At 58.5% G+C, this 25,097-nt stretch carries 19 protein-coding genes; 8 read left to right on the top strand and 11 right to left on the bottom strand.

The window, feature by feature from the left end:
- Window positions 1-90: 90 nt before the first annotated feature.
- Complete coding sequence (locus NP603_RS06445) at window positions 91-948, top strand: transglycosylase SLT domain-containing protein (RefSeq protein WP_256610098.1); 858 nt, start codon at window positions 91-93, stop codon at window positions 946-948.
- Window positions 949-984: 36 nt separating this feature from the next.
- Here NP603_RS06445 and ppa read toward each other — a convergent pair whose 3' ends face one another.
- Window positions 985-1,530 (bottom strand): inorganic diphosphatase, encoded by a 546-nt coding sequence (gene ppa / locus NP603_RS06440; RefSeq protein WP_256610097.1) that lies wholly within the window; start codon window positions 1,528-1,530, stop codon window positions 985-987.
- Window positions 1,531-1,601: 71 nt separating this feature from the next.
- Here ppa and NP603_RS06435 point away from each other — a divergent pair, with 71 nt between their 5' ends.
- Window positions 1,602-2,417: a DUF2797 domain-containing protein gene (locus NP603_RS06435; RefSeq protein ID WP_256610096.1), complete on the top strand. Its 816-nt coding sequence runs from the start codon at window positions 1,602-1,604 to the stop codon at window positions 2,415-2,417.
- A gap of 194 nt (window positions 2,418-2,611) precedes the next feature.
- The gene (locus NP603_RS06430) at window positions 2,612-3,706 is read left to right on the top strand and encodes an L-dopachrome tautomerase-related protein (RefSeq protein WP_256610095.1); all 1,095 of its coding nucleotides are present in this window, start codon (window positions 2,612-2,614) and stop codon (window positions 3,704-3,706) included.
- Here the strand turns inward: NP603_RS06430 and NP603_RS06425 are convergent.
- Window positions 3,703-4,638 carry a LysR family transcriptional regulator gene (locus tag NP603_RS06425; RefSeq protein ID WP_256610094.1) on the bottom strand — a complete coding sequence of 312 codons (936 nt, stop codon included), beginning with the start codon at window positions 4,636-4,638 and terminating at the stop codon, window positions 3,703-3,705. The genes NP603_RS06430 and NP603_RS06425 overlap by 4 nt on opposite strands.
- A 251-nt stretch (window positions 4,639-4,889) precedes the next feature.
- On the opposite strand from NP603_RS06425, the gene amoA reads away from it, so the two are divergent.
- From amoA to NP603_RS06405, 4 genes are read left to right on the top strand one after another with little or no spacing between them, the layout of a single operon-like run.
- Window positions 4,890-5,642, top strand: a complete 753-nt coding sequence (gene amoA / locus NP603_RS06420) for a bacterial ammonia monooxygenase, subunit AmoA (RefSeq protein ID WP_256610093.1) — start codon at window positions 4,890-4,892, stop codon at window positions 5,640-5,642.
- Window positions 5,643-5,653: 11 nt separating this feature from the next.
- Complete coding sequence (gene amoB / locus NP603_RS06415) at window positions 5,654-6,892, top strand: bacterial ammonia monooxygenase, subunit AmoB (protein ID WP_256610092.1); 1,239 nt, start codon at window positions 5,654-5,656, stop codon at window positions 6,890-6,892.
- 16 nt (window positions 6,893-6,908) lie between these two features.
- A complete protein-coding gene (amoC, locus tag NP603_RS06410; protein ID WP_256610091.1) occupies window positions 6,909-7,682 on the top strand; it encodes a bacterial ammonia monooxygenase, subunit AmoC in 774 nt (257 codons plus the stop codon).
- A 28-nt stretch (window positions 7,683-7,710) separates the two neighbouring features.
- Window positions 7,711-8,985, top strand: a complete 1,275-nt coding sequence (locus NP603_RS06405) for an MFS transporter (protein WP_256610090.1) — start codon at window positions 7,711-7,713, stop codon at window positions 8,983-8,985.
- A gap of 64 nt (window positions 8,986-9,049) precedes the next feature.
- Here NP603_RS06405 and NP603_RS06400 read toward each other — a convergent pair whose 3' ends face one another.
- From NP603_RS06400 to NP603_RS06385, 4 genes are all read right to left on the bottom strand, one after another.
- Window positions 9,050-10,756 (bottom strand): DUF885 domain-containing protein, encoded by a 1,707-nt coding sequence (locus NP603_RS06400; protein WP_256610089.1) that lies wholly within the window; start codon window positions 10,754-10,756, stop codon window positions 9,050-9,052.
- Window positions 10,757-10,930: 174 nt separating this feature from the next.
- Window positions 10,931-12,043, bottom strand: a complete 1,113-nt coding sequence (gene alr / locus NP603_RS06395) for an alanine racemase (RefSeq protein WP_256610088.1) — start codon at window positions 12,041-12,043, stop codon at window positions 10,931-10,933.
- Entirely contained in the window at window positions 12,040-13,434 is a 1,395-nt protein-coding gene (dnaB, locus tag NP603_RS06390) for a replicative DNA helicase (RefSeq protein WP_256610087.1), read from the bottom strand. Before dnaB ends, alr begins: the two co-directional genes overlap by 4 nt.
- Window positions 13,435-13,519: 85 nt before the next feature.
- On the bottom strand, window positions 13,520-14,758 hold the full coding sequence (locus tag NP603_RS06385) for an HD-GYP domain-containing protein (RefSeq protein ID WP_256610086.1): 1,239 nt from the start codon (window positions 14,756-14,758) through the stop codon (window positions 13,520-13,522).
- A 222-nt stretch (window positions 14,759-14,980) separates the two neighbouring features.
- Between NP603_RS06385 and NP603_RS06380 the strand changes: the two genes are divergently transcribed.
- Window positions 14,981-18,088, top strand: a complete 3,108-nt coding sequence (locus NP603_RS06380; protein WP_256610085.1) for an efflux RND transporter permease subunit — start codon at window positions 14,981-14,983, stop codon at window positions 18,086-18,088.
- Here the strand turns inward: NP603_RS06380 and hypF are convergent.
- From hypF to NP603_RS06355, 5 genes are all read right to left on the bottom strand, one after another.
- On the bottom strand, window positions 18,081-20,558 hold the full coding sequence (hypF, locus tag NP603_RS06375; protein WP_256610084.1) for a carbamoyltransferase HypF: 2,478 nt from the start codon (window positions 20,556-20,558) through the stop codon (window positions 18,081-18,083). The two genes, NP603_RS06380 and hypF, sit on opposite strands and share 8 nt — an antisense overlap.
- Window positions 20,558-21,595, bottom strand: a complete 1,038-nt coding sequence (gene hypE / locus NP603_RS06370) for a hydrogenase expression/formation protein HypE (protein WP_256610083.1) — start codon at window positions 21,593-21,595, stop codon at window positions 20,558-20,560. Before hypE ends, hypF begins: the two co-directional genes overlap by 1 nt.
- A gap of 81 nt (window positions 21,596-21,676) precedes the next feature.
- The gene (locus NP603_RS06365) at window positions 21,677-22,969 is read right to left on the bottom strand and encodes a DUF6161 domain-containing protein (protein WP_256610082.1); all 1,293 of its coding nucleotides are present in this window, start codon (window positions 22,967-22,969) and stop codon (window positions 21,677-21,679) included.
- Between the two features lie 596 nt (window positions 22,970-23,565).
- Complete coding sequence (locus NP603_RS06360) at window positions 23,566-24,426, bottom strand: DUF6671 family protein (RefSeq protein ID WP_256610081.1); 861 nt, start codon at window positions 24,424-24,426, stop codon at window positions 23,566-23,568.
- A gap of 19 nt (window positions 24,427-24,445) precedes the next feature.
- Window positions 24,446-25,084, bottom strand: coding sequence for a MarC family protein (locus tag NP603_RS06355; RefSeq protein ID WP_256610080.1), 639 nt, complete (start codon window positions 25,082-25,084; stop codon window positions 24,446-24,448).
- Window positions 25,085-25,097 lie beyond the last annotated feature (13 nt).

Genomic DNA, 25,097 nt, shown 5'->3' with positions numbered 1-25,097 from the left:
CGGTAGCTGGAAGCTTGGAGGATGGTCTTTCATCCTTTTCCGGCCGGGTTTTAAAAGAGCCTAGTCTCAGCAATACAGAACGAGAATTTTATGAACTTGAACCGCCTCGCCCCAATGGCCTTGTTGCTGACTTTCAGCGCCGGCCCAAGCGCCGCCGACCAGCCGACTCCGGCCAATCTGGCGCAAATCCGCCAAACCGCAGCCGATTTCGAGCACGGCCGCATCGTCAAACAAGATTTCCGCCAAGCCTTCGACATGTATTGTAAGGCCGCGCTGCAAGGCGACGCCGAGTCGGCTTACAGCATCGGTTTCATGTATTTCAACGGCCGCGGCGTCGCCCGCAGCCTGCCGCTGGCCAGCCACTGGTTCAAACAGGCCGCCGACCGCGGCGATACCCATGCCCAAAAGATGCTGGCCCGATTCGGCGACGCGGTGCCTAGCAGCGATCCGGCCTGCCAACCGCCGCCGGTAGAACCCGAGATTAAACTTGTTGCGGCGCCGAATCCGAACCGGGAATTGGTGGAAAGCTGGGTCAAGCAAATCGCCCCGGTCTACAGCATCGACCCGGCCTTGGTCATGGCGGTGATTCAAGCCGAATCGGCCTTCAACCCCAGCGCCTTATCCAATAAAAACGCCCAAGGCCTGATGCAACTGATTCCGGCCACCGCCGAACGTTTCGGCGTCAAAGACAGCTTCAATCCGATTCAAAACATCAAGGGCGGCACCGCTTATCTGCACTGGCTGTTGCGCCATTTCGAAGGCAAGGTCGATCTGGTCTTGGCCGCCTACAACGCCGGCGAAGGCGCCGTCGAGCGTTACCAGGGCATACCGCCGTACCAGGAAACCCGCAATTACGTGAAGCAAATTCTGGCTTCCTACCAGAAGCCGACTCATCCGGTGCCGCCGGAGCAACTGCAAACCAAACTGACCATCGAGCAGAAAACCTAGCCCGGCAATCTGCGCGATGGTTGCCAGCGCGGCCCCTCAGCCGCGACTGCTATGCGACTGTTTATAGCGGGCCACGCTGGCCATGATCTCCTGCCTAGCATCTTCCACCCCGCCCCAACCTTCTACACTGACCCATTTGCCCTCCTCCAGGTCCTTGTAGTGCTGAAAGAAATGGGTGATTTTGGCCAGTTTATCGGGCTGTAAATCGCGGTAGTCGGTGACGTGGTTGTAAAACGGCGTCAGACGCGGCATCGGTACCGCCAATAACTTCGGATCGGGGCCGGCCTCGTCTATCATCTTCAAAATGCCGACCGGACGGCAGTTGATCACACAGCCGCTCAACAGCGGCGCCGGGGTAATGATCATCACGTCCACCGGGTCGCCGTCCTCGGATAAAGTCTGCGGGATGTAACCGTAATTGCACGGATACTGCATCGCGGTGCCCATGAAACGGTCTACCGTCAAGGCGCCGGTGTGTTTGTCCACTTCGTATTTGACCGGATCGCTGAACGCCGGAATTTCGATCACGACGTTAATTTCGTACGGAATATTGCCGCCGGCGGCGACTTGCATGAATGACATCAAATCCTCTTTGAGTAAGCTGGAAACGCTGTCATTATAGCCGCCGTTACCGCTGAAACAGGATTAATCGAGTGATAGGCAGTCTGGAAAAAATGCGCAGCGAACTGGCCAGCCCGGTGCAGTACAGCTTACCGGTGGGCGAGCAACAACTCCCGTTAAATCCGCTGCTGGGCAAGCCGTTGAAGCTGCGCCACACCGGCAAAATCTTTTGCGTGCATTGCCGCAACAAAACCAACAAAAGCTTCAACCAGGGCTATTGCTACCCCTGCTTCATCAAACTGGCGCAATGCGACATGTGCATCATGAAGCCGGAAACCTGTCACTACGCCGCCGGCACTTGCCGCGAACCGAGTTGGGGCGAGGAATTTTGCTTCCAGCCGCATATCGTCTATCTGGCCAACTCGTCCGGCATCAAAGTCGGCATCACCCGCCGCTCGCAAATCCCGACTCGCTGGATCGACCAGGGCGCCGTGCAAGCCATCCCGGTATTCGAAGTCGCCTCCCGCCACTTGTCCGGCCTGATCGAAGTCGCGCTGGCGACTCACGTCAGCGACAAGACCAGTTGGCAGCAAATGCTGAAAAACAACACCGTCGAACTCGACCTGCCGGCCTTGCGCGACGAGCTGCTTGGCAAGTGCCAGTCCGCACTGGCTTCGATAACCGAGCGCATCCCGGGACACCCGCCAACCTTGCTCAGCGATGCCGCAGCGCTGCAACTGAATTATCCGGTGCTGGAATATCCGACCAAGGTCAAATCCTTCAATATCGATAAAGACCCGACCGTCTCCGGCACCTTGCTCGGCATCAAAGGCCAATACCTGATTTTCGACAGCGGCGTGATCAACATCCGCAAATACGCCGGCTACGAAATCGAAGTCGAAGTTTGACCTCGACCCGCCACGACATTTTTTGATTGACGGAATCGGCAACGCATTGACTGTTACCAACGGCAGGTCCGGCCGGAGCGAACCGTGAAATCACCATCAATCGGATGCATGGCCCTCGATTAATTAATGTCATTTAACACCGGTTTCGCGATCTCGTATGTTATGGCCCACCCCATTCACTTACGGAGACGCCGATGAACCGGTTAACCCTGTCCTGCGCTGTTCTGCTGATTGCTGCCTTTAAGGCCTCGGCGGACAGCCGTGCCAATTTCGATGTATTAGCCAACCTCGATACCGGACCGGGTAATGTCACCGCGACGGCAAATGGCCGGATCATCATGAGCCAACACCAGTTTTATCAGCCGCAATACACGGTGGTGGAGTACAAGGATCAAGCCTTGTTACCTTTTCCGAATAAGGAAATGTCTGCGGCCGATTCGACAGCGCCGATCAAACTCGACTCGGTGCTGGGCATCCGCTCCGACGCCAACGGTATCGTCTGGATGCTGGACAACGGCATGCGTAGCGGGGTAACGCCCAAATTGGTCGGTTGGAATAGCAAAACCAACAAACTCCAACGCTTGATTTTTTTACCCGCGCCTATCGCGCCGAAAGATGCCTTCGTCAATGACTTTGCCTTGGATGCCCAGCACAACCATGCCTTCATCAGCGATCCGGCCGGCGGCGCGAATGCCGCCTTGATCGTGGTCAACTTGGCGACCGGCGCGGCGCGGCGGGTGTTGGAAGGACATCGCAGTGTGCTGCCGGAAAACGTCGATTTGGTCATCGACAATGTGCCGATTCAGGTGAAAACCCCGTCCGGCGAATTGGTGAAACCGCATATTGGCATTAATCCGATTACCGAGGATTTAGCCAACGAATGGGTCTATTTCGGGCCGATGCATGGCCTCAGCCTTTACCGGATTAAAGCCGCCGACTTGATCAACGAGTCCCTAACGCCGCAAGAACTTGCCCGGAAGGTTGAACGCTACAGCGACAAACCGATCTCGGACGGTATCAGCATTGATGAAAACAACAATATCTACCTAGGCGACTTAGCCAATAATGCGATCGGCGTGATAGCGCCCAACCGACAATATCGGCAATTGGCGCAATGCCCGCGGCTGTCATGGGTCGACTCCTTCAGTTTTGGTTCTAACGGACAACTCTATGCTGTGGTTAACCGACTGCATCGCTCGGCGACGCTGAACGGCGGCGACAATCAATCCAAACCGCCTTACTTTTTGCTGAAGGTCAAAGCCTTAGCCGCCGGCCTACCCGGACGTTAAAGTTTGATTTGGAATGCGCTTATTTTCCGGCCTATGGCGTTGATTTGCTCGCGCAACCAAGCGTGGGCCGGATCCTTTTCCCATAACGGATGCCAAATCATCGCCAAATCATAGTCCGGCAAACTGACCGGCACCGGCAATACTTGCAGTGGCACCAGTTTTTGAAAGGCGATGGCCAAGCGATAGGGTAAAGACAAAATCATATTGGACTGGGCAACGATCAAGGGTGCCGACAAAAAATGCGGCACGATGAAATTGATGCGCCGTTCCAAACCCAACTCCACCAATTTCTCGTCAATTACCCCCAATTTATCGCCGGTTCTGGAGATCAGCATGTGCGTCGCCGCCAAATACTCTTCCAACGACGGCGCCGCTTTGATCGTAGGGTGATCCTGCCTGACCACGCAAGCCATGCGATCCATGAATAAGTGTTCGCAGTGCAAATGTGCGGGCGGATTCAGTACCGAGGCAAAACCCAAAACCACATCCAGGCTGCCGTTTTCCAACTGCGTCAGAGGAAAGGCGGACTCCGTCCGTTTGACATGGATATCCACGCCAGGAGCGGACTGTTCGATTAATTCCGATAATTCGGGCAAGATTAAAAGCTCCATGTAATCGGTCGCGGCGATGGTGAAACGGCGCTGACTGGATGCCGGATCGAAGGCTTGTGGCGCCTCCAGCAAGCGTTCCATCTCCTGTAACAGACTACGCACCGGTTCCACCAAGGCCAGCGCTAGCGCGGTTGGCTGCATGCCGGCCGGCGATTTGATCAGCACCGGGTCGTTCAGTTGCTGACGCAAGCGATGCAAGGTATGGCTCATCGCCGACTGCGTCACGAACATACATTCCGCCGCGCGGGTGACATTGCGCTCCCGCATCAAAATATCGAAAGCCAGCAACAGGTTTAAGTCGAAGGTACGTAGATTGGCCATCCGGAATACTCCCCAAGAAAATCGGCTGCATGTTAAACAACATCGCTGCCGGCCGGTATGAACAGTCTTGATGATGGCGGATGAAATTTCACCATTTCACAGTTCAAGCAATTCTCCCTAACTTATAGCGCGAGCGTGCCGACCAGCCTACACGGTTTTACTCCCCCAAGGGTGGCTTTTCGGTTGGCGGCATGCCCAAACATTCAATGGCGACTGCCGTTCACTCAAACGCATTTCGGGGGATTCTTACGATGTCCGCACAAATTCCTATTTCCACGTTCAAACCCTACCGGGGCGAAAAAGCCCGTCTGGCCAGGGCCTACGACTATCTGATCCTGGTCTTGGCTTTATTTCTGTTTATCGGCTCGTTTCATCTGCATTTCGCCCTCACGGTCGGCGATTGGGATTTCTGGGTCGATTGGAAAGATCGGCAATGGTGGCCATTGGTCACACCCTTAATCGGCATTACCTTTCCCGCCGCGGTACAGTCAGTGTTGTGGGATAAATTCCGTCTACCGCTGGGCGCCACGCTCTGCGTCGCGGCCTTGTTGATCGGTACCTGGGTGACCCGCGTGTTTGCCTACCACTATTGGAACTATTTCCCCATCAATATGGTGTTGCCAGCGACGATGATTCCGGGCGCTTTGGTATTGGACACTTTGCTGATGCTGACCAATAGTCTGACCATCACGTCCATCTTCGGCGGCGCGGCGTTTGCGTTGCTGTTTTACCCCACCAACTGGCCAATCTTCGGCATGTTCCACCAACCGGTCGAGGTGGCCAATAGTCAGCTGACGATCGCCGATTTGTTCGGCTTCCAATATATCCGTACCGGCATGCCGGAATACCTGCGCATCATCGAGCGCGGCACCCTGCGAACCTACGGCCAGTACGCCACACCATTGGCGGCATTTTGTTCGGCGTTGTTATGTTCGTTGATGTATCCGCTGTGGTGGTACATCGGTAAATGGTTCGCCGATACCCGTTATCTGAAAAGCATTTAAGGAGACCAGCCATGAAAGTACTTTTTAAACCTTGGCTGTTGGCATTGCTTTGCTTGAATGTGTTGTCGGTGTTGACAGTACCCACCGCTCAGGCGCATGGCGAAAAAGCCCTGGAGCCGTTCATTCGGATGCGCACCATCCAGTGGTACGACGTGCAGTGGTCCACGCAAAAATTCAACGTCAACGATGAAGTCAGTGTCAGCGGCAAGTTTCATGTTGCCGAAGACTGGCCGATCAGTGTGCCCAAACCGGAAGCCAGCTTCTTGAATATCTCCACGCCGGGCCCCGTGCTGATTCGTACCGAGCGTTACCTGAACGGTAAACCTTGGACCAACTCGGTGGCCCTGGAGCCGGGTGGCGACTACGAGTTCAAGGTGGTTATGAAGGGCCGTTTGCCGGGGCGTTATCACATTCACCCGTTTTTTAATTTAAAAGACGCGGGTCAGGTGATGGGCCCAGGGGTGTGGTTGGACATTGGCGGCGATCCCAGCGATTTCAGCAATACGATTAAAACCATCAACGGTGAAATGATCGACATGGAGAGATTCGGCTTTGCCAATGGTATCTTCTGGCACCTGTTCTGGGGGGTGTTGGCTGCCGGTTGGTTGTTGTGGTGGGTGCGTCGTCCCTTGTTCATCAGCCGTTACCGCATGCTGGATGCCGGTTTGGAACAGGAGTTGATCACCGACCGGGACAAGTTCATTGCTAAGGCGGTATTAGCCGGTGTGCCGGTGTTGGTATTGGCGCTGAATGCCGTCACTGCCAACCGTTACCCGGACGCTATTCCGTTACAAGCGGGATTGGATCGGATTTTGCCTTTGCCGGCTCAAGTCAATGCCGGAACGGTCAATGTGGACGCCATCAAAGCGGAATATAACGTGGCGCAACGTGCCATGCTGTTACAGGTGAGTGTCGACAATCGCAGCCAAGGGGCGGTCAGGATCGGCGAGTTTTCGAGCTCCAACGTGCATTTCATGAACGCCGAATTGGCCGATGTGGGCCACATGCCCGGCAAGGATGACGTCAGCAATAACGGCCTGAGCCTGGATAACAATGCGCCTATCGCACCCGGCGAACAACGCACCGTCACGATAGAAGTGCGCGATGCGGCCTGGGAGTCGGAAAAGCTGGACGGGCTGATCAAAGACGCGGACAGCCGTGTCGGCGGTTTGCTGTTCCTTTACGACGATGTGATGGGAAAACGCTATATCTCCAGTATTTCCGCGGCCGTCATCCCCAAATTCAATTAACTCAGGAGCAACCATCATGGCTACCACGACAGAACACGTTAGCTTAAGCACCGAACCGCCCAAATTATTGCCTTGGTATTTGATCGACTTACCCAAATATTTAAAGGGCTTTGGCATATTGACCGTGATCTATGTCGGTTTACGACTGTATCAGGGCGCTTTTGCCATAGAACACGGTTTGGACTCCACCGAGCCAGCCTTCGAGCAATACTGGATGCGGCTGTTTTATATCGAACTGGCGATTATCGCCGCCGTTGCTAGCGGTTATTGGGGTTATTTATGGACAACGCGCGACCGGAATTTGGAGCAACTGGCCCCCAAGGAAGAAATTCGCCGCTATTTCACCTTGACCATGTGGATCAGCATATACACCTTTGCGGTGTATTGGGCGGGCAGTTATTTTGCCGAACAGGACAACTCCTGGCATCAGGTGGCGATTCGCGATACGCCGTTTACCGCTAATCACATCATCGAGTTTTATTTCAACTTCCCGCTGTACGTGATCCTGGGCGGTTGCGCCTGGCTGTACGCCAGAACCCGCTTGCCCTTGTATGCCAAAGGCATCTCGCTGCCCTTGACCTTGGCGGTATTTGGACCGTTCATGATTTTGGTGAGTGTCGGTTTCAACGAGTGGGGACATACCTTCTGGTTTAGAGAGGAATTCTTCGCGGCGCCGATACATTGGGGGTTTGTGATCGGGGTCTGGTTCGCCTTGGGGGTCGGCGGCATCCTGCTGCAAGGGGTTACCCGGCTGATCGAATTACTCGATCGAATTCCAGATGCTGAATAAATCTGTTCTCATCTAAACCCAGACAAATATGTTGCAGTCCGAGTCTGAAGTAACCATGCCAAGGAGTTCTACCTATTCAGTTCACTACGCCTGGATAGTCCTCGCGGTCACGTTTTTGTGCTTGTTTGTGGCTTCGGCACTACGCTCTGTCCCAGGGATCATCATGATGGCCCTGGAACAGGAGTTTGCATGGAATAGGGAAACCATTAGCGGGGCGATTTCGCTCAACCTGCTGTTATTCGGCCTGGCAGGTCCATTTCTAGGTAGGTTGATGGATGTCTACGGCGCCAAACGCATCAGCGTTATCACCTTGATTTTGTCGGTGGCAGGCGCCGGTGGTAGCGTTTTTATGCGGGAATCCTGGCAACTGTATTTGTTTTGGGGATTGTTGATCGGCGCAGGCTCGGGCGGCACGTCAATGATTATGGGATCGGCGTTGATCAATCGCTGGTTCCATCAACATCGGGGGCTAGCGTTAGGCATATTGGGCGCCGCCTTCTCCTCCGGCCAGTTGGTCTTCACCCCGGTCCTGATGCAGATCAATGTTCACCAAGGCTGGCGCGCGGCGACGCTGTTGATCGCCGTCGCGTTAGGCTTGCTGGTTTTGCCGTTGATTCTGAAATTTTTACGGGACGATCCCGAATCAAAAGGCCTGTTGCCCTACGGCGGCAATGGCGTACACACAACAATACTCACGCCCGATAGCAATCCCATGCGCTCGGCCATGAGCAGCCCGCAATTCTGGCTGTTGGCTTCGAGTTTTGGCATTTGCGGTTTAACCACCTCCGGGCTTTTTCAAACCCATTTGATTCCGCACGGCATCGAACACGGCTTCAGCGACATGACCATGGCCATGTCGCTGGGAGTCATGGGCGCGGCCGATGTGTTCGGCACGATTTTCTCCGGCTGGCTGTGCGACCGCTACGGCAAGCGCTGGCCGCTGGCGTTTTATTACGTGGTCAGAGGTGCCACGCTGATACTGCTGCCCGGCATCGATACCGCCGGGCAATTGATGATGTTCTCGATTATTTACGGCATGAATTGGCTGTCGACCATTCCGGCCACCTCGGCTTTGACCGCGGACTTATTCGGCAAACAAAACGTCGGCGTGGTGTTCGGCTGGATTTGCTTCGCGCATCAAATCGGGGCGGCCATCGCCGCCTACACCGCCGGTTACGCCCATAGCCTGATCGGCGACTACCGCTGGGTTTTCATCGCGTCGGGCCTGTTTGCCTTTCTTGCAACCGGCATCGTAGTGTTCATCAGAGAGCCCAAACCAGTTGGCTTGGTAGCGACGCCCTAGCGGCGCTTTTGTTCAATCCAAGTCCAGGCCTTCCTAATAAATCGCCAATTCAACGGCCAACCGCTCAGTCCCGTCCGGCCAACATTGCCTTGCTGACCAACGGAATCGGCGGCGAACCGTAACTTAAAAACGCGTCGTGAAATTCGCGCCAGGCGGCGCGGCCGCCGCGCTGGGCACACCAGTCGTCGCGCAATTGCCGAATCAGCAATTTACCCAAGGTGTAATTCAGATAGGCTGGATCGAAAGTGCCGCGCGCGGCCTGCTGGCGGGCGTTGCCCGGATCGCGAAACGCTTGCTCCCGAAACATTTGCTCGGCCTGTTCCACGCTCCAGCCCTGGGTGTGCAAACCCAGTGCCGCCAGAAAACGCACGTCGCGCAGCAAGGCGTTGACCAACTGTCCGGTGTGGGTTTCAGGATCGCCATCGTTCAGGCCGGCCTCCCAGACCAATTCTTCGCTGTAATGCGCCCAGCCCTCGGAAAAGGCATAACTGCCGAACAACTGAGCAAACTTGGAGCCGGCCCGGTGGGCGTGCAGGAATTGCAGAAAATGGCCGGGCCAGACTTCGTGCGCCGATACGAACAGCAAATTGGCCTGGCCGGGTAGATAGGCGGCCTGCTCCGCCGCGGTCCAGGCCGGGTCCGGCGGCGCCACGTAATACACCGACGGCAAGCCGTGCTCGTAAGGCCCCGGAATGTCGATGTAAGCCAAATTCCAGCGGGCGTAGGGTGGCGATGGCGCGACGGTTGCTTCGTCGTCGCTGGGAATCGTCAGCAATTGTCGCTCAGCGACGAAGGCTTTCAAGTGCTTGAGTTGCTCGGTGGCGACAGCAACCGGACCGGCCGGCGGTTTATGCGCCTCGGCCTGCGCCACGCACTCGGCCGTGGTCGCCCGCGGCGCAAACCGGCGGCAGGCTTGTGCCAATGCTTTCAGATTGCGCCGCAAATCGGCGCGGCCCATCTGCTCCAATTTCGGCAGCGGTATCTCGACGGCTTCGGTGTCGGCCAGCATCCGGCTGAATTTTTCCGGACCCAGCGCGAAAGCGTCGGTCGCGGTCGGCCTTTGCTGTTCCAGCCAAGCCACCAACTCGCGTAGCGCCTGCGCCGCCGGCCCGACCTGTTCGGCGAATTCGCGTTGCAACGCCGGATCGGCGACACCGGCAAACGCCGCCTTGGCCTCGACTTCGTAAAACTTGGCCAGGCCACCGAACACGGTCTTGCCGATGTCGATATAAGTGCGCGGTAGCGGCAGTTCCAGATTGGCGCGAATCTGCGCCGCAGCGCGCGGCACGTTGCCGGCGTAGGCGATGAACACCCGCATCCGCTCCGCCAACGGCGCATAGGGCCGGCTGATGTAAAGGTTCGGGTCCAGCGCGCCGGCATAAAACTGCGGGCTCTTGAACGGCCGCCGCGCGACTTGCCGCCAGAACAATTCTTTGGCGACGGTCGCCAGCAAATAATCGCGCTCGAAACGCTGCGCGGACGTCAGCGCCTGGTCCGGATACGCCAGCGCTTGCAGCCGCTGCGCTTCCAGCCAGCTCTCGGTGCGGCGCAACCCTGCCGGGCTCCAGTCCGGCAAACGGCCATCAAACTCGTGCCGGCCGGCCTCTGCAGCGAAGGTGGGCTGTTGTTCGAAATAGCCGGCGATGAATTCTTCAACGAAAGTCGGCCAGGCGGCTGGTTTGCTATCCGCAATGGAGAATGGTGCGAACAGTATCAGCCAACAACTTAGCCAAAACGATCCCATCCGGCTGCAACGGTTAGACTCGGTCATCGTGCCCTCCACAAAAAGCAATCGAATAGAACTGGATGATAACCAAGTTATCGAATCAACGACAGACACTCCTGCTAGAACCGACAAACGGCGTTGCGCGGCATGATCGACCCGGTCCTAACAGGTTGCTTGCGTTATCCTCAGCGTCAAGCCATGCCAAATCAAGCCAACAACTCAGCTGTCTTCGCCTGACATCACCTGCACCCGCTGCGTAATCCCGCATAGCAAGGTGTAGGGTATCGTGTCGGCGTGGTGGGCGATTTCTTCGACCGGCAGGCCGTCGCCCCACAGCGTGACCGGATCGCCGGGCTGAGCGTCGGGCAGATCGTTCAGGTTGACGGTAATCATGTCCATCGACACCCGGCCGACCAGCGGCACCCGCCGGCCGTTGACCAACACCGGCGCGCCGCTGCGGGTGGCGCGGTGGTAGCCGTCGCCGTAGCCGATGGACGCCACGCCCAGGCGGGTGGCGCTGCGGCAAGTCCAGGTACCGCTGTAACCGACGCTTTCGCCGGCGGCAATGTCTTTGACTGCGATCAGCCGCGAATGCAGGCTCATGACCGGCTTCAAGCCGAAATCGGCTCCGGTTTTGCCGGCGAACGGCGAGCAGCCGTACAGCATCAAGCCCGGCCTGACCCAATCGCTGGCCCGGTCCTGAACCGAGCCGAGGCGGACGCTGGGCCAGCCGATGATGCCGGCCGAATTGGCGATGCTGCGCTGGCCGGGATAATCTTTGACGGCATCGTTGAATAGATCGATCTGGCGCCGGGTTTTGTCGTCCAATAAATCATCGGCATTGGCGAAATGGGTGATCAGATTGATCGGTTGTTCGACCGCCGCACAGGCCAGCAAAGCCTGGTAGGCGGCGGCGAAATCGTTGGCCTTGAATCCGAGCCGGTTCATGCCGGTATCCAGCTTCAGCCATACCGCCAGTTTGACGCCGGCGGCCGGTTGCTGTTGCAGAATGGCGATTTGTTGCGGCGCATGGATCACCGCCGCCAAGCGGTATTTCAATAACTGCTGCAATTCGTCGGCGCAGACGAAGCCTTGCAACACGGTGATCGGCTGTTCGAACCCGGCCTGGCGCAAGCGGGCACCCTCGTCCACCCTGGCCACGGCAAAGCCGTCGGCCCGTGCCAGCGCCGCCGCGACCCGGTCCATGCCGTGGCCGTAAGCGTTGGCCTTGATCACCGCCATGATTTTGTTGTCCGGCGCGTAGCGTTTGACCTGTTCCAGGTTGTGGCGCACCGCATCCAGATCCAGGCGCACGTAAGCCGGCGGGATCATTCGTAGTCCTCCGGACCGTCGTAAATCCCGGCGAAATTCTCGAAGCGAGTGTATTGACCCAGGAAAGTCAGCCGCACCGTGCCCAACGGGCCGTTCCGCTGCTTGCCGATGATGACTTCGGCGATGCCTTTGTCCGGGCTGTCTTCGTGGTAGACCTCGTCGCGGTAAACGAAAATGATCAAGTCGGCGTCCTGCTCGATCGCGCCGGATTCCCGCAAATCCGACATCACCGGCCGTTTGTTCGGCCGTTGCTCCAGGTTACGGTTGAGCTGGGACAGAGCGATAACCGGCACGTTGAGTTCCTTGGCCAACGCCTTCAAGCCGCGCGAGATGTCGGAAATCTGCTGCACCCGGTTGTCGCCGCTGGCCGGCGATTGCATCAACTGCAAATAGTCGATCACGATCAAGCCGAGCTGGCCGTGTTCGCGGGTCAAGCGGCGGGCGCGGGAGCGCACCTCGGTCGGTGTCAAAGCAGGAGTGTCGTCGATGAACATCTTGGTCTCGGCCAGTAAGTTGATTGCCGAGGTCAAACGCGGCCAGTCGTCGTCGTCCAGCTTACCGGTCCTGACCTTGTGCTGGTCGATCCGGCCCAGCGACGACATCATCCGCATCGCCAGCGCCTCGCCCGGCATCTCCATACTGAACACGGCCACCGGCATGCCGCTTTTGAGCGCGACGTTTTCGGCCATGTTCATCGCGATCGTGGTCTTACCCATCGACGGCCGGCCGGCGACAATGATCAAATCGGACGGTTGCAAACCGGAGGTTTTTTCGTCCAGATCGGTGAAGCCGGTGCTGGCACCGGTGATGTCGCCGTCCTGCTCGTACAACATCTCGATTTTGTCGACCGCCTTGGCCAACAGCGATTTGATCGAATTGAAACCGCCCTGCCCCTTCTGCCGCTGTTCGGCGATTTCGAACACCTTGCGTTCGGCGTTCTCCAGCAATTCGGCGGTTTCCCGGCCTTCGGTACTGAACGCCGAGTCGGAAATTTCAGTGCCGACGTGAATCAATTGCCGCAACACCGAACGGTCGCGGACGATGTTGGCGTAGGCGACGATGTTGGCGGCGCTGGGCGTATCCCGTGCCAGCATGCTCAAATAAGCCAGGCCGCCGACATCCTGCAACTCGCCGGTGGTTTCCAGCACCTCGGAGATAGTGACCACGTCGAACGGGTCCTGCCGCTCGGCCAATTCGGCAATCGCCCGGAAAATCAAGCGGTGGTCGCGGCGATAGAAATCGTTCTCGCCGACCTTGTCGGCGACGGAATCCCAGGTCTGGTTGTCCAGCAATAAGCCGCCTAGCACCGATTGCTCGGCTTGAATCGAATGCGGCGGAACTTTCAGCGACTCTAAAGTTTGATCGGGCAGGAAATAGTGGTCTTCGGACATCGGCTCGGGGCGGATCGGCAGGGTAAATCGGAGCCGCATTATACCCGGATTTACGCCGCCTCCGGCCGGCTAACGCCGGACAGGTTTAACTCGGACGAAATTCGCCCTGGGCCAGATCGTAGTAGCCTTCGGCATCGGCTTTCAGTTTCTCGACCACGTCTGCGTCCAGCACGCCGTCGGCAACCCGCCGCTCCAGGTAAGCCATGATTTCCGACAACGGCATGCCGGCCCGGTAAGGCCGGGACTGGGCCAGGGCCTGAAAAATATCGGCGACGCTGATAATCCGGCACTCCAGCGGCAACGCCGTCGCCGCGGTTTTGAACGGATAGCCTTCGCCGCGCAGATTTTCGTGGTGCAGTCCGGCCCACTCCGGAATTTTCGAATCGACGAACACCCGCTGCAGAATCCGGTAGGTATCGTAACTGTGGCGCTGCATGCAGGCCCGCTCTTCCGGGGTCAGACTGCCGGGTTTGTCGATGATGTCTTCCGACACCCGCAATTTGCCGATGTCGTGCAGCAAACCGGCGATCTCGACTTGCTCCAGGTTGGCGTCTTCGATGCCGAACGACTGGGCCAGCCGGCGGGCGATCTGCGCCACCCGTTCGGAATGCAGTTCGGTGTAGGGGCTCTTCGCGTCGACCACCCGCGAGAACAGCCGGGCGATCTCGCGCAAATCCGGATACGGCAACACCACCATCGGCAAATGGTCGCCCAGATTACGCAAATCCTCATCCAGGTAATCCGGGTCCATCGCCAGCCAGAACGCCTGGCTCTGCGCCAGGTCGGCAAACGCATCGAGTAATTCCGGGCAAAACAGGCTGCCGGAATAACTTTGCAGCCGCTCGACGATCTGCGGTGCCGCAATCAAAATCCGCTCGCTGGCCAGATAAGGCACCTGCAACACATCGATGCGATCGGCCAGGAACAGCAGATTGGCGCGCAGCCGCGTTCTGTCGGACAACGGCAATTGCACCAGGTTTTCCCAACGAGTATGGTGGTAACGGATTTCCTCGGCCAGATGGCTGAGCGGCGGACAGGCCCGCAGATATTCCTCGCCGCGCTCGCAATGCGCTTCGGCACCGTCCCATTCCAGCGATTCGGTCAGATGCCGGTGTTCGCGAATTTTGGCTACGCCGCAATCATGCAGCATGCCGGCATGCAGAATACTGAGCCTATCCTCCGCCGACCAAGCCAGCTTTCCGGCGATGTGCCATGCCATCATCGCCACCCGTTTGCCGTGTTTGACTTCGTCTATCCCGACCAAGTCCAGCGCGCAGGTCAACGAGATGATCGCGCTGTGTAAATCGATGTGCTGGCTGTCCATGACTGTAAATCCCCCCGATTGGCATTGCGACCGATGTTAATGCAGTTTGGCGGAGCCGGCAAAGCCTATCGGCGGCGATTTGTCCGGCCGCATCACAGATAAGGCGCGGCGCGACCGCCCGCGCAGAAACCGAATCCGCTGGCAACTCCGGCCTAGGCCGCGATGGACCGCGGCCGGCCGACAAGGCACAATAACCGGCTTAGTTCAATCTCGCCCACCGCCATGCTCGCACTTCTGGTCCGATTTTCGATTCGCTATTCCGGCATCGTCGTCACGCTGGCCTTGCTGCTGTTCGTTTACTGCAGCTATCGTTTCGCCAACGCCGGCCTCGACATTTTTCCGGAATTTGCGCCGAAACAGGTCATCATCCAAACCGAAGCGCCTGGCCTGGCCGCCGAACAGGTGGAAGTGCTGGTCACCCAGCAAATCGAAAACTCGATCAGCGGCCTGATCGGCCTGCAAACCCTGCGTTCGCAATCGATCCAGGGTTTATCGATCGTCACGGCAACGTTCTCCGAGCATAGCGACGTTTACCGCAACCGGCAACTGGTCAGCGAACGCCTGACTAGCCTGAGCCAACGCTTGCCGGCCGGCGTCGGCACGCCGGTGGCGGTACCGCTGTCGTCGTCGTCGGCCACCGTATTGACCATAGGCGTCAGCTCCGATACCAAATCGCTGATGGACCTGCGCAGCCTGGTGGATTGGAGTCTGGTGCCGCGGCTGCTGGCCGTTCCCGGCGTGGCCGACGTCAATGTATTCGGCGGCGACATCCAGCAATTGCAAGTGCAACTGCAACCGGCGGCGCTACAACGCTTCAACCTGTCTATCGACGATATCGTCGCCGCGACGGCCGGTGCGGCGGAGATGAACGGTGCCGGCTTCATCGAAAACGCCAACCAGCGTTTTACCTTGCAGATCGGCGGCCAGCCGGCCAATCCCGAGCAATTCAAGCAACTGGTGGTCAAACGCCAGGACGGCATGAATGTGACGCTGGCCGACGTCGCCCAAATCGCCTACGGCGCCGAACCGCCGATCGGCGCGGCCCAGATCATGGGCAAACCGGGCATCGTGCTGATGGTGATCGGCCAGTACGGCGCCAATACCCTGTCGGTTTCGCGCCAGGTCGAAGCGGTACTGCAGGACTTCCAGCCGATCTTCCAACAGCAAAACATCGCTTTTTACCCGCATCTGTTCCGCCCGGCGGACTACATCGAAACCTCGCTGCATAACCTGTCCGGCCATTTGTTGCTCGGCGGTCTGTTCGTGCTGGCGGTGCTTTACCTGTTCTTGTTCAACTTACGCAGCGCCTTCATCGCCGCCACCGCGATTCCGCTATCGCTCCTCAGCGCCGCGCTGGTGCTCCTGGAAGCTGGCGTGAATCTGAACATCATGGTGCTGGGCGGCCTGGCAATCGCGCTGGGCGAAGTGGTGGACGACGCCATCATCGATACCGAGAACATCTTTCGCCGCCTGCGCGAAAACCGTCTCAAAATCTTCCCGGACCCGACCGAGCACGTGGTCTACCAGGCCTCGCTGGAAGTACGCAGTTCGGTGGTCTACGCCAGTTTCATCGTCGCGCTGGTGTTCGTGCCGCTGTTGACGCTGGACGGCGTCAGCGGCCGGCTGTTCGCGCCGCTCGGCGCGTCCTACATCCTGGCAATCCTGATGTCACTGCTGGTGGCGCTGACACTGACGCCGGCGCTATGCCACCTGTTGTTCAGATCCAAGCTACCGGACGACAGCGATCCGCCGCTGTTGCGTTGGTTGAAACCGCTATATGCCAGGCAGCTACTGTGGGCGATACGCCATTTCAAAGGCGTGGCGCTGGCCGGAGCCGCGGCCTGCCTGGTCGGCATCGCCGCCTTCCTGCAACTGGACCACAAATTTCTGCCGGAACTGCGCGAAGGCCACTTCATCGTCCACACCGCAAGTGTGCCCGGCACCTCGTTGCCGGAATCGATCCGGCTCGGCAGCCTGGTGAGCGAACGGCTGATGGCGGTGGCCGGCGTCGAATCGGTATCGCAATGGGCCGGCCGCGCCGAACGCGGCGCCGACACTTACGGCAGCCATTACAGCGAATACGAAGTACGTTTGCATCCCCTATCCGGTGGCGAACAGCAACGGGTGCTAGACGAAATCCGCGCCATTCTGGACAGTTTCCCCGGCATCCATTACGAGGCCAACACCTTCCTGACCGAACGGGTCGACGAAACCATTTCCGGTTACACCGCGCCGGTGGTAGTCAACATCTACGGCAACGATCTGGCGGAGTTGGACGCCAAGGCCCAACAACTGGCCGCACTGATCGAGACCCTGCCCGGCGCCGAAGACGTGCAATTGCGTTCGCCGCCGGCCACCAGTTTGCTGCAAGTGCAACTCGATCTGGAACGCCTGAAATTCCGCGGCATCAGCCCGGCGCAAGTGATGGCGGCATTGCAAACCGCTTACGAGGGCCGCATCGTCGGCAAGAACTTGCAGGGCAATCGCATCTTCAACGTCGCGGTGTCGCTGCCGCCGGAATGGCGCAGCCAACCGGATTACCTGGGGCAATTGCCCTTGAAAAACGGCGAAGGCCAGCGGGTTTTGCTCGGCGAAGTGGCCGACATCCGCCACGGCGAGGGCCGCTACAACATCCTGCACCAGGGCGCGCAGCGGATTCAGACCGTGACCTGCAAGGTGGCAGGCCGCGATATGGATGGTTTCATGGCCGAATTGAAGCAACGGGTACAAACCGAATTGAGCTGGCGCGACGGCAGCTATCCGGAATTCATCGGCGCCGCGCTGGAACAGGCCAAGGCCCGGCAAACCTTGGTGATTCATGCCTTGTTGGCCGGCGCCGGCGTGCTGATTTTCGTGTTTATCGCATTCGGCAGCCTGCGCCATATGCTGCTGACCTTATTGAATCTGCCGTTTGCGCTGTTGGGCGGCGTCGCCGCGGTCGTCGTTACCGACGCCACGTTGTCGGTCGGCTCGTTTGTCGGCTTCGTCACCTTGTTCGGCATCACCGTGCGCAACTGCATCATGCTGATTTCGCATTACCGGCATCTGATCGAATTCGAAGGCCAGGAATGGTCCACCGCGACGCTGATCCGCGGCGCTCAGGAGCGCCTGCCGGCGATCCTGATGACGGCGCTGGTCACCGCACTGGCGATGTTGCCGATCGCGGTCGGCAGCGACAACCCCGGCCGCGAGATCATGGGGCCGATGGCGGCCATAATCATCGGCGGCCTGGCATCGTCCACGGCACTGAACCTGTTGCTGTTGCCGGCAATCTTGCAGCGCTACGGCCGCTTTCACGTCGAACTGGCCGACAGCAACGCCGCTAACTGATGCCGGCCGCGGCGGCAATCACCGCTTGGCCCAAGGCCAGACCGCCGTCGTTGGCCGGGTAGCGCTGCGGCAGCAGCACGGTTTTGCCCTGGCGGCGCAAGCCTTCCGCCACACCTTCCAGCAACAACCGGTTTTGAAATACGCCGCCGCTCAGTACGACCGTATCTACCGCGCTTTCCCGGCCAAGCCGGCATAAGCTTTCCACGCTGGCCGCGATCAGGCTATGGTGGATACGGGCGGCAATCGCCGCCTTATCGCAGCCGCCGGCCAGATCGCGCAACACGGCCTGCCATAAACCGCGCCAAGTCAACACCTGCTTTCCTTCCATTTGGTTTAGCTGCCAAGCCTGCGGATAGGCGGTTTCGCCGGCGAACGCCGGCGCCGCCAGATTCTCTAGCGCAATCGCCGCCTGGCCCTCGTAATCGGCTCGCTCGGCGTGCAAGTCCAGCACGGCGGCGAACGCGTCGAACCAGCGGCCGACCGAACTACAGAGCGGTGCGTTCAGGTTTTTGGCCATCATCGTATCCAAGGTCGCCAGCGGCTTGTTCGCCAAACCTTGCAAGAACGGCAGATTGCCGAATTCCGCCAGTAGTTCGTCCCAAACGAAATAATGCCTGAGTTGGGCATAGGCATTGCGCCAGGGCTCGCGCATGGCTTGGCTGCCGCCGGGCAAGGCAATCGGCTGAAAATGGCCTAAGCGGCTAAAGCCGCGGTAATCGCCCAGCAAGAACTCGCCGCCCCACAGTTCGCCGTTCTCGCCCATGCCCAGCCCGTCGAATATCGCCGCCAATACCGGCGGCGCGTCCAGCGCCACGCCGTGTTCGGCCAGGCAGGCGGCCAAATGGGCGTGATGATGCTGGACGGTCAAGCAGGGCAAGCCTTGCGCTGCCGCCAAGCTTTGGCCGTATTGGCTGGACAGATAGCCGGGGTGGCGGTCTATCGCAATCCGTTCGGGCCGGAAGCCATGCAACTGTCGGTACAGCTCGATGGCGTGGCGGTAATCGGTTTGTACCGCAGCATTTTCCAGGTCGCCGATATGTTGGCTGACCACGGCCTGACCGGATCTGAGCAGGCAGAAGCTGTTTTTCAGCTCGGCCCCCATCGCCAGCACAGGCGCGGCCTGCTCGAAACCGGGCGGCAACGGCAACGCTTGCGGCGCATAACCGCGCGCCCGCCGTAGCAGGCGGATCTCGCCGTCCATCAGCCGCGCCACCGAATCGTCCAGCCGGTTGACGATGTCGCGCTGATGCAGCAGAAAAAAGTCGGCGATGCCGGCGAGCTTTTGCCGCGCATCGTCGTTATCGATGCATTGCGGCTCGTCGCTAACATTGCCGGAGGTCAGCACGATGGGGTTGTCCAATTCCTGCATCAACAAAGTATGCAGCGGCGTGTAAGGCAGCATGAAGCCGAGTTTGGCGTCGCCCGGTGCCACGCCGCCGGCCAGTGCTTCGCCGCGGGCGCGCAGCAGCACGATGGGCGCGGCCCTGTCTTGCAAGGCAAGGTTTTCGGCCGCGTCGGCTGCGGCAAAGCGATGCACCATGGCTAAATCGCGGGCCATCAGCGCGAACGGTTTGGCGTAACGGCGTTTGCGCTGGCGGAGGGAGTCCACCGCCGCGGCATTAGTTGCGTCGCAGGCCAGATGAAAGCCGCCCAGGCCTTTGATGGCGACGATGCGGCCTTGGCGGATCAATTCGGCAGCTTGCCGGATCACATCGTCCATGCTGCCCACGTCCGGCGCCAATGCCTTTAAGTCAAGCCGTTGGTGCTGAGCTGGTCGAAGCATCAGCGGCTTGACTTGGGCCCGCGGATTTTCCCCTGCAGCCTTCGAAATGCTCGGGGCGAACGGAACCATCCTAGTTTGGCTGCCGGTGGCGCCGAGCGCGGGTTCGCTGCTGTCCTCGGCCGCTTCCAGCCACAAGCTTGGCCCGCAAACCGGGCAGCAGTTGGCTTGGGCGTGAAAGCGGCGGTCGGCCGGATCGTCGTATTCGCGCTGGCAGTCCGGGCACATCGCAAAGGCCGCCATGCTGGTGTTGGCGCGGTCGAAGGGCACGGCGCGGACGATGGACAGGCGCGGGCCGCAGTGGGTGCAGTTGGTAAACGGGTAACGGTAGCGGCGATTGGTTGGATCGGCGATGTCGGCCAGACACTCCGGGCAAGTGGCGGCGTCGGCGGCGATGGGCGTGGCGATGCCGTCCGGCCGGCTGGCGACGATGCGAAATTCGTCCGGCGCGGCTTGATTCAAGTCCAGGCATTCCAACCCGTCCAACCTTGCCAGCGGCGGCAGTTCGCATGGAATCCGGGCGATAAACCGCTCCAAAGCGTCGGCGCTGCCGAAGGCATGAATCATCACGCCTTCGCCGTCGTTCCAGACCTCGCCGGTCAGGCCGCAGCGGCGCGCCAAATGCCACATCGCCGGCCGAAAGCCGACGCCCTGCACCACGCCGCGGGCGCGGATGGCCTTGCCCGCCATCAGCAGATGCGCGGCAGTTGCTCGCCTACCGGCCAATCGACGATGCGCCGGCCGCCGAAAGCCGTGGTCATTTGCACGAAACGGTGCGGATCGGCGACGACTTCGCCGATGATGGCGGCGTCGCCGCCCAGCGGATGCCGGCGCATCGCCGCCAGCAGCGTCTCGGCCGCATCGGCATCGCAGATGCAGACCAGTTTGCCTTCGTTGGCGACGTATAAAGGATCGAGACCGAGAATTTCGCAGGCCGCCTTGACTTGGGCCTTGACCGGAATCCGGGCTTCGTCGATCACGATGCCGACCCCGGACTGGCCGGCCAATTCGTTCAAGACCGCCGCCAGGCCGCCGCGGGTCGGGTCGCGCAGGCAGCGGATCGCATTCGGCGCCGCGGCGACCAGGTCGGCCACCATGCCGTGCAAGGCCGCCGAGTCGGAAACGATGCTGGTCTCGAACTGCAAGTTCTCGCGGCTGGCCATGATGGAAACGCCGTGATCGCCGATCGAACCGCTCAGCAGCACCGCGCAGCCCGCTGCTGCGCGGTCGCCGGAAATCTCGACGCCGTCCGGCACCAGGCCGACGCCGGTGGTGGTGATGAACACGCCGTCGGCCTTGCCGCGCTCGACCACCTTGGTATCGCCGGTCACAATCGGCACGCCGGCTTTATTCGCCGCCGCCGCCATGCTGGCGACGATGCGTTCCAGGTCGGCCAGCGGCAGGCCTTCTTCCAGGATAAAAGCCGCCGCCAAATACAGCGGTTTGGCGCCGGACATCGCCACGTCGTTCAAGGTGCCGTGCACCGCCAGCGAGCCGATGTCGCCGCCCGGAAAAAACAACGGCGAAATCACGTGGCCGTCGGTACTGATCGCCAAACGCCCGGCCGGCACGTTGAACAAGGCCTGATCGTTGCGGCGATTGAGCAAGTCGTTGTCGAAATGCTTGATGAACAACTGATCGATCAACTGCGCCATGGCCCGGCCGCCGCCGCCGTGGGTTAAATCGACTTGGCCGGATTTGAGGTTGAGTGACTGGGAACGGGACATGAGTTTGAATTACTGATGATCTGACGGATAGATAAAATGTAGGGTACTCATCGCGTACCTTTTTTTCGATCCGATTGTATTTTATTGCTCTACCTCTGAAACTGCCTTAGCACTTGGTTTTTCTTTTGAGGCCGCGATAGTACTGAGTGTCTTATTGGCGAGTTCTCTGATTTGTTCAGTGAATCCAGGAACTAACTTTATTGCTTGTTTCACGGTGTCGGAGGAAGCAAGCTCATGCCACGGACTGCCATGAGTTTGTGTTTCTACTAGACGAAGAGGTATTTCATCAAGGCGAGTCAGCGCAGATGCTAAGAGACGTTCCTCCATGTCATTGTCAAACCTAGACGCCTCTCTCCTGAAACCCTCATATGCCCGAGAGATTGATGCTTTGTAAGCATAATCCTCAGCTAGCCTGAATCGCTGACCAATTTGCTTGGTTGCCAGCCACGCAAACCATACCGGGGCACCTATTGAAAGTAATGACAACAACAAATTAAGAGCTATCACCTCACTAGATGCATTTGGTGACTCTATTAAGCTTGAAAGCGACTGAAGCTGCTTTGATCCGAAGAAGCTACCTAAACCAAGCGCAAAAATCAGACCTGTGGTCCAAATCCAGGTGGTTTTATTTAAGGCATTTGATCGTTCGCTAAAAGCAGCAGCAAGACCTACGCTGGTTGCTGCAGCGTAAGCAGTTTCGCAGCGTTCAAGTACGGCTTTCGCGTCATCAGCGCGCTGACTCAATGCATTATTGACCAATTCAATCTCGTGCCGGATGCCGGCAATTCTTCCATGTTCAGTATTTGAATCTTGAACCAATTCTTTAATTGTTTGCCGGGCTTCTTGCAATGACTCTAAATCCGTAGGAAGTTGTTCAGCTGCGTTGTAAGCTCGTTCGATGCGCTCAACCATTGATTTAAGTGAGGCTGTACGAGGTTCAAGTCCATTTAATCTAGCTTCCAAGCTACGAAGCTGATTAGATAACTTTTTTAGCTTGATGATGGCTTCAGCGTGTCCGTCTGGGTTTAATACAGGCTCCAGTGCTTTACGAAGTCCATTCAGCGTAAATATGTAAGCAGGAACTCCTTGAGCAGCATTACCCCAAATATTCGGTATTGTATTCTGATGTAGAAACTGAAGTCGCCGTCCATAATCGCTAATCAACTGCTCGTGTTCGCCTATCTCATCTGTTGACTGCGTATCGATAAGGTCGATAATTGATTGTGCTTCGTCGATTAACTCATCTCTAGTTAAACCAGGAAAAGTCCAGTTACCTTGGGCGGCACCAAATGGCTCATTGTTTGGGATTGTTGTGCGTATTTGACTAACGATATTTTCTAAAAGTTGTTTAATTATTGTTAGTGTTTGATGCATTTAATTCTCCATGCAATATCGCTTTATTCAGGTGTCGAGCATGCTTTTAGTCCACGTGGCAAAAATACCGTCTACGTCTTGCACACGCCCATCCTAGCCCATGCCGTCGGTACCGCCAAGTTTGGCATACGACCACTGTTTTTGAACACAAAAGACCGCTTGATTAATCGCACGATCAAATCCATGAATTGTCACGGGGAGTTTGATATGCCGCAAATTAGCGCCAACGATTTGAAAACCGAAGGCATTGCCGCGATCGAGTCGACGCTTGCCAATGCGCCGGAAGCGCATCGGGCTCGGCTGGATACGCTGTAATGGCGTATGTGTTGGTTTTTACCGAGCAATACAGCAAAAAACCACGTACTTTATCAAGAGCCATCCGGAGTTACGGCAGACGTATTTAAAGACCTTGCAGCTACTGGAGGCTACCCCGTTTCATCCGCCGCGGCACCAGCATCAGCCCGATTCTCCTTGAACACCCTGTCGAAGCGCGGTTTTACGCCGGGAGCCTGTGCGTTGTGTAGGCTTTGGCAATTTAGCAATGTAGTCTGAACAACAACTGGCTTGTTCAAATCCTGTAGGAGCGGGCCAAGGCCTCAAGGATTACAGTAATTGCAATGGCCGGCGGAGGCGAAACGGCGTTCGCGCGCGACCGAAACCTGATGACCACAGCGCACGCACGCATGGAGATCGGCTTTGGCGTCGTCAGTCGGCAATCCGCAATCCTCGCAAGGCAAACCGCGCACGATGCCGGAGACGGCAAAACCGGGCGCGGCGCAGACCGGGCACAGCGACAACAGCTTTTGCGCCAACACTTCGGCCGCGCGACGGATGTTCAGCATGCGGGTCGGATTGGCGAAGGCGCGCATGTCGGTTTCGATGAAGACCTGCCGCGCGGACGAGGCGGCCAACGCCCAGGCGACCGCCGCCTGCAACTCGGGCCAAGTCGCCAGGCCTTTCCTAAACTCGGGATGGTCTTGCTGGTCCGGGCGCACGATCAGATAGTGCTGCGGAAACCCGGCCGCCAAAGCAAAACGTTCGGCGTCTTCCCAGTTGGTCACGGTTTGGTGGGCAAAATTGGTGGCGCCGGATGCGGTGGCGACAACCTCGATACCCAAACGGGCGTCGATCCAGACCAGCAATTCCAGATTGTGCGGCAGCATGAAGCTGACCGGGTCCGGCCCGAACGCGCCTTCGCTGGCCAGGCCTATGCTCAGGCCGGACAATTCCATGCCGATTTGCGCCTTGCGCCGGGCTGCTTCCAACTGACTGCCGGCGCGGGCAATATCGCGGGTGAAGGTGCCGAGGCTATCGGTATCGAAGCGGTCGACATGCTCGATTCGGCAACCCAAGCAGTGGCCCAGCACCTCGCTCAGCGGGGCTTGCTTGCCGTGCTGGGTCAGCAGGGCCACCTGCTGCCCGCAATAAACGCTTTGGCCGGCGGTCGAGATCGGCATGAATCGCTCCCCCGGCCGCTTATCGGCCGCCGGCCAACAGCGGAAACAGTTCCGTCATCCCGCCGGCGATGAATTCCACGGCGATGGAGCTGAGCAACAACCCCATCACCCGCGTCACCAGGTTCATGCCGGTTTGGCCCATGATCGCCACGATCCGCGGCGCCAGCAGCAGAAACAGCAGGACGATACTGCTGACAGTCACGATCACGCCGCCGAACAACAGATAGTGGTTCAACGACAAATCGCGGTGGGCGTAAACAATGGTGGTGCTGATCGCGCCCGGCCCCGCCAGCAACGGGATCGCCAACGGCACCACCGCCACCGAGGCCTTGTCCTGCGATTCGGCGTCTTCTTCCGGGGTATGCCGCGAACGATCATCGCTGGCCCGCAACATCGACATCCCCATCAGCAACAGCAGCAAGCCGCCGGCCACGCGAAACGCCGGCAGGCCGATACCGAAAAAGCGCAGAATCGGTTCGCCGGCCAGCAACGCGGTCAACAATACCATCGTCACCGCAAAGGCGGCGGTGATGGCCGTCTGCCGGCGTTCGGCCGGACTCTTGCGCGCCGTCAACGCCATATACACCGGCATGGCTGTGATCGGATTCACCACCGAGATCAACCCGGCCAACAGTTGGACAAATTCATTCCAATTCATGGTTTCTTCCCTG

This window comes from Methylomonas aurea (genome assembly GCF_024505045.1).
GTDB lineage: Bacteria > Pseudomonadota > Gammaproteobacteria > Methylococcales > Methylomonadaceae > Methylomonas > Methylomonas aurea.
Note: the sequence above shows the minus strand (reverse complement) of the source record. Positions and strands in the feature narration are given on the sequence as shown.

Excerpts from the sequence above, each read along its gene's own strand:
- NP603_RS06360 (WP_256610081.1), bottom strand. The coding sequence starts at position 24,426 with ATGCCGATCTCGACCGCCGGCCAAAGCGTTTATTGCGGGCAGCAGGTG.
- NP603_RS06400 (WP_256610089.1), bottom strand. The coding sequence starts at position 10,756 with ATGACCGAGTCTAACCGTTGCAGCCGGATGGGATCGTTTTGGCTAAGT.
- dnaB (WP_256610087.1), bottom strand. The coding sequence starts at position 13,434 with ATGTCCGAAGACCACTATTTCCTGCCCGATCAAACTTTAGAGTCGCTG.
- amoA (WP_256610093.1), top strand. The coding sequence starts at position 4,890 with ATGTCCGCACAAATTCCTATTTCCACGTTCAAACCCTACCGGGGCGAA.
- amoB (WP_256610092.1), top strand. The coding sequence starts at position 5,654 with ATGAAAGTACTTTTTAAACCTTGGCTGTTGGCATTGCTTTGCTTGAAT.
- NP603_RS06365 (WP_256610082.1), bottom strand. The coding sequence starts at position 22,969 with ATGCATCAAACACTAACAATAATTAAACAACTTTTAGAAAATATCGTT.
- NP603_RS06425 (WP_256610094.1), bottom strand. The coding sequence starts at position 4,638 with ATGGCCAATCTACGTACCTTCGACTTAAACCTGTTGCTGGCTTTCGAT.
- alr (WP_256610088.1), bottom strand. The coding sequence starts at position 12,043 with ATGATCCCGCCGGCTTACGTGCGCCTGGATCTGGATGCGGTGCGCCAC.
- NP603_RS06355 (WP_256610080.1), bottom strand. The coding sequence starts at position 25,084 with ATGAATTGGAATGAATTTGTCCAACTGTTGGCCGGGTTGATCTCGGTG.
- NP603_RS06445 (WP_256610098.1), top strand. The coding sequence starts at position 91 with ATGAACTTGAACCGCCTCGCCCCAATGGCCTTGTTGCTGACTTTCAGC.
- amoC (WP_256610091.1), top strand. The coding sequence starts at position 6,909 with ATGGCTACCACGACAGAACACGTTAGCTTAAGCACCGAACCGCCCAAA.
- NP603_RS06405 (WP_256610090.1), top strand. The coding sequence starts at position 7,711 with ATGTTGCAGTCCGAGTCTGAAGTAACCATGCCAAGGAGTTCTACCTAT.
- ppa (WP_256610097.1), bottom strand. The coding sequence starts at position 1,530 with ATGTCATTCATGCAAGTCGCCGCCGGCGGCAATATTCCGTACGAAATT.
- NP603_RS06385 (WP_256610086.1), bottom strand. The coding sequence starts at position 14,758 with ATGGACAGCCAGCACATCGATTTACACAGCGCGATCATCTCGTTGACC.
- hypE (WP_256610083.1), bottom strand. The coding sequence starts at position 21,595 with ATGTCCCGTTCCCAGTCACTCAACCTCAAATCCGGCCAAGTCGATTTA.
- NP603_RS06430 (WP_256610095.1), top strand. The coding sequence starts at position 2,612 with ATGAACCGGTTAACCCTGTCCTGCGCTGTTCTGCTGATTGCTGCCTTT.
- hypF (WP_256610084.1), bottom strand. The coding sequence starts at position 20,558 with ATGGCGGGCAAGGCCATCCGCGCCCGCGGCGTGGTGCAGGGCGTCGGC.
- NP603_RS06380 (WP_256610085.1), top strand. The coding sequence starts at position 14,981 with ATGCTCGCACTTCTGGTCCGATTTTCGATTCGCTATTCCGGCATCGTC.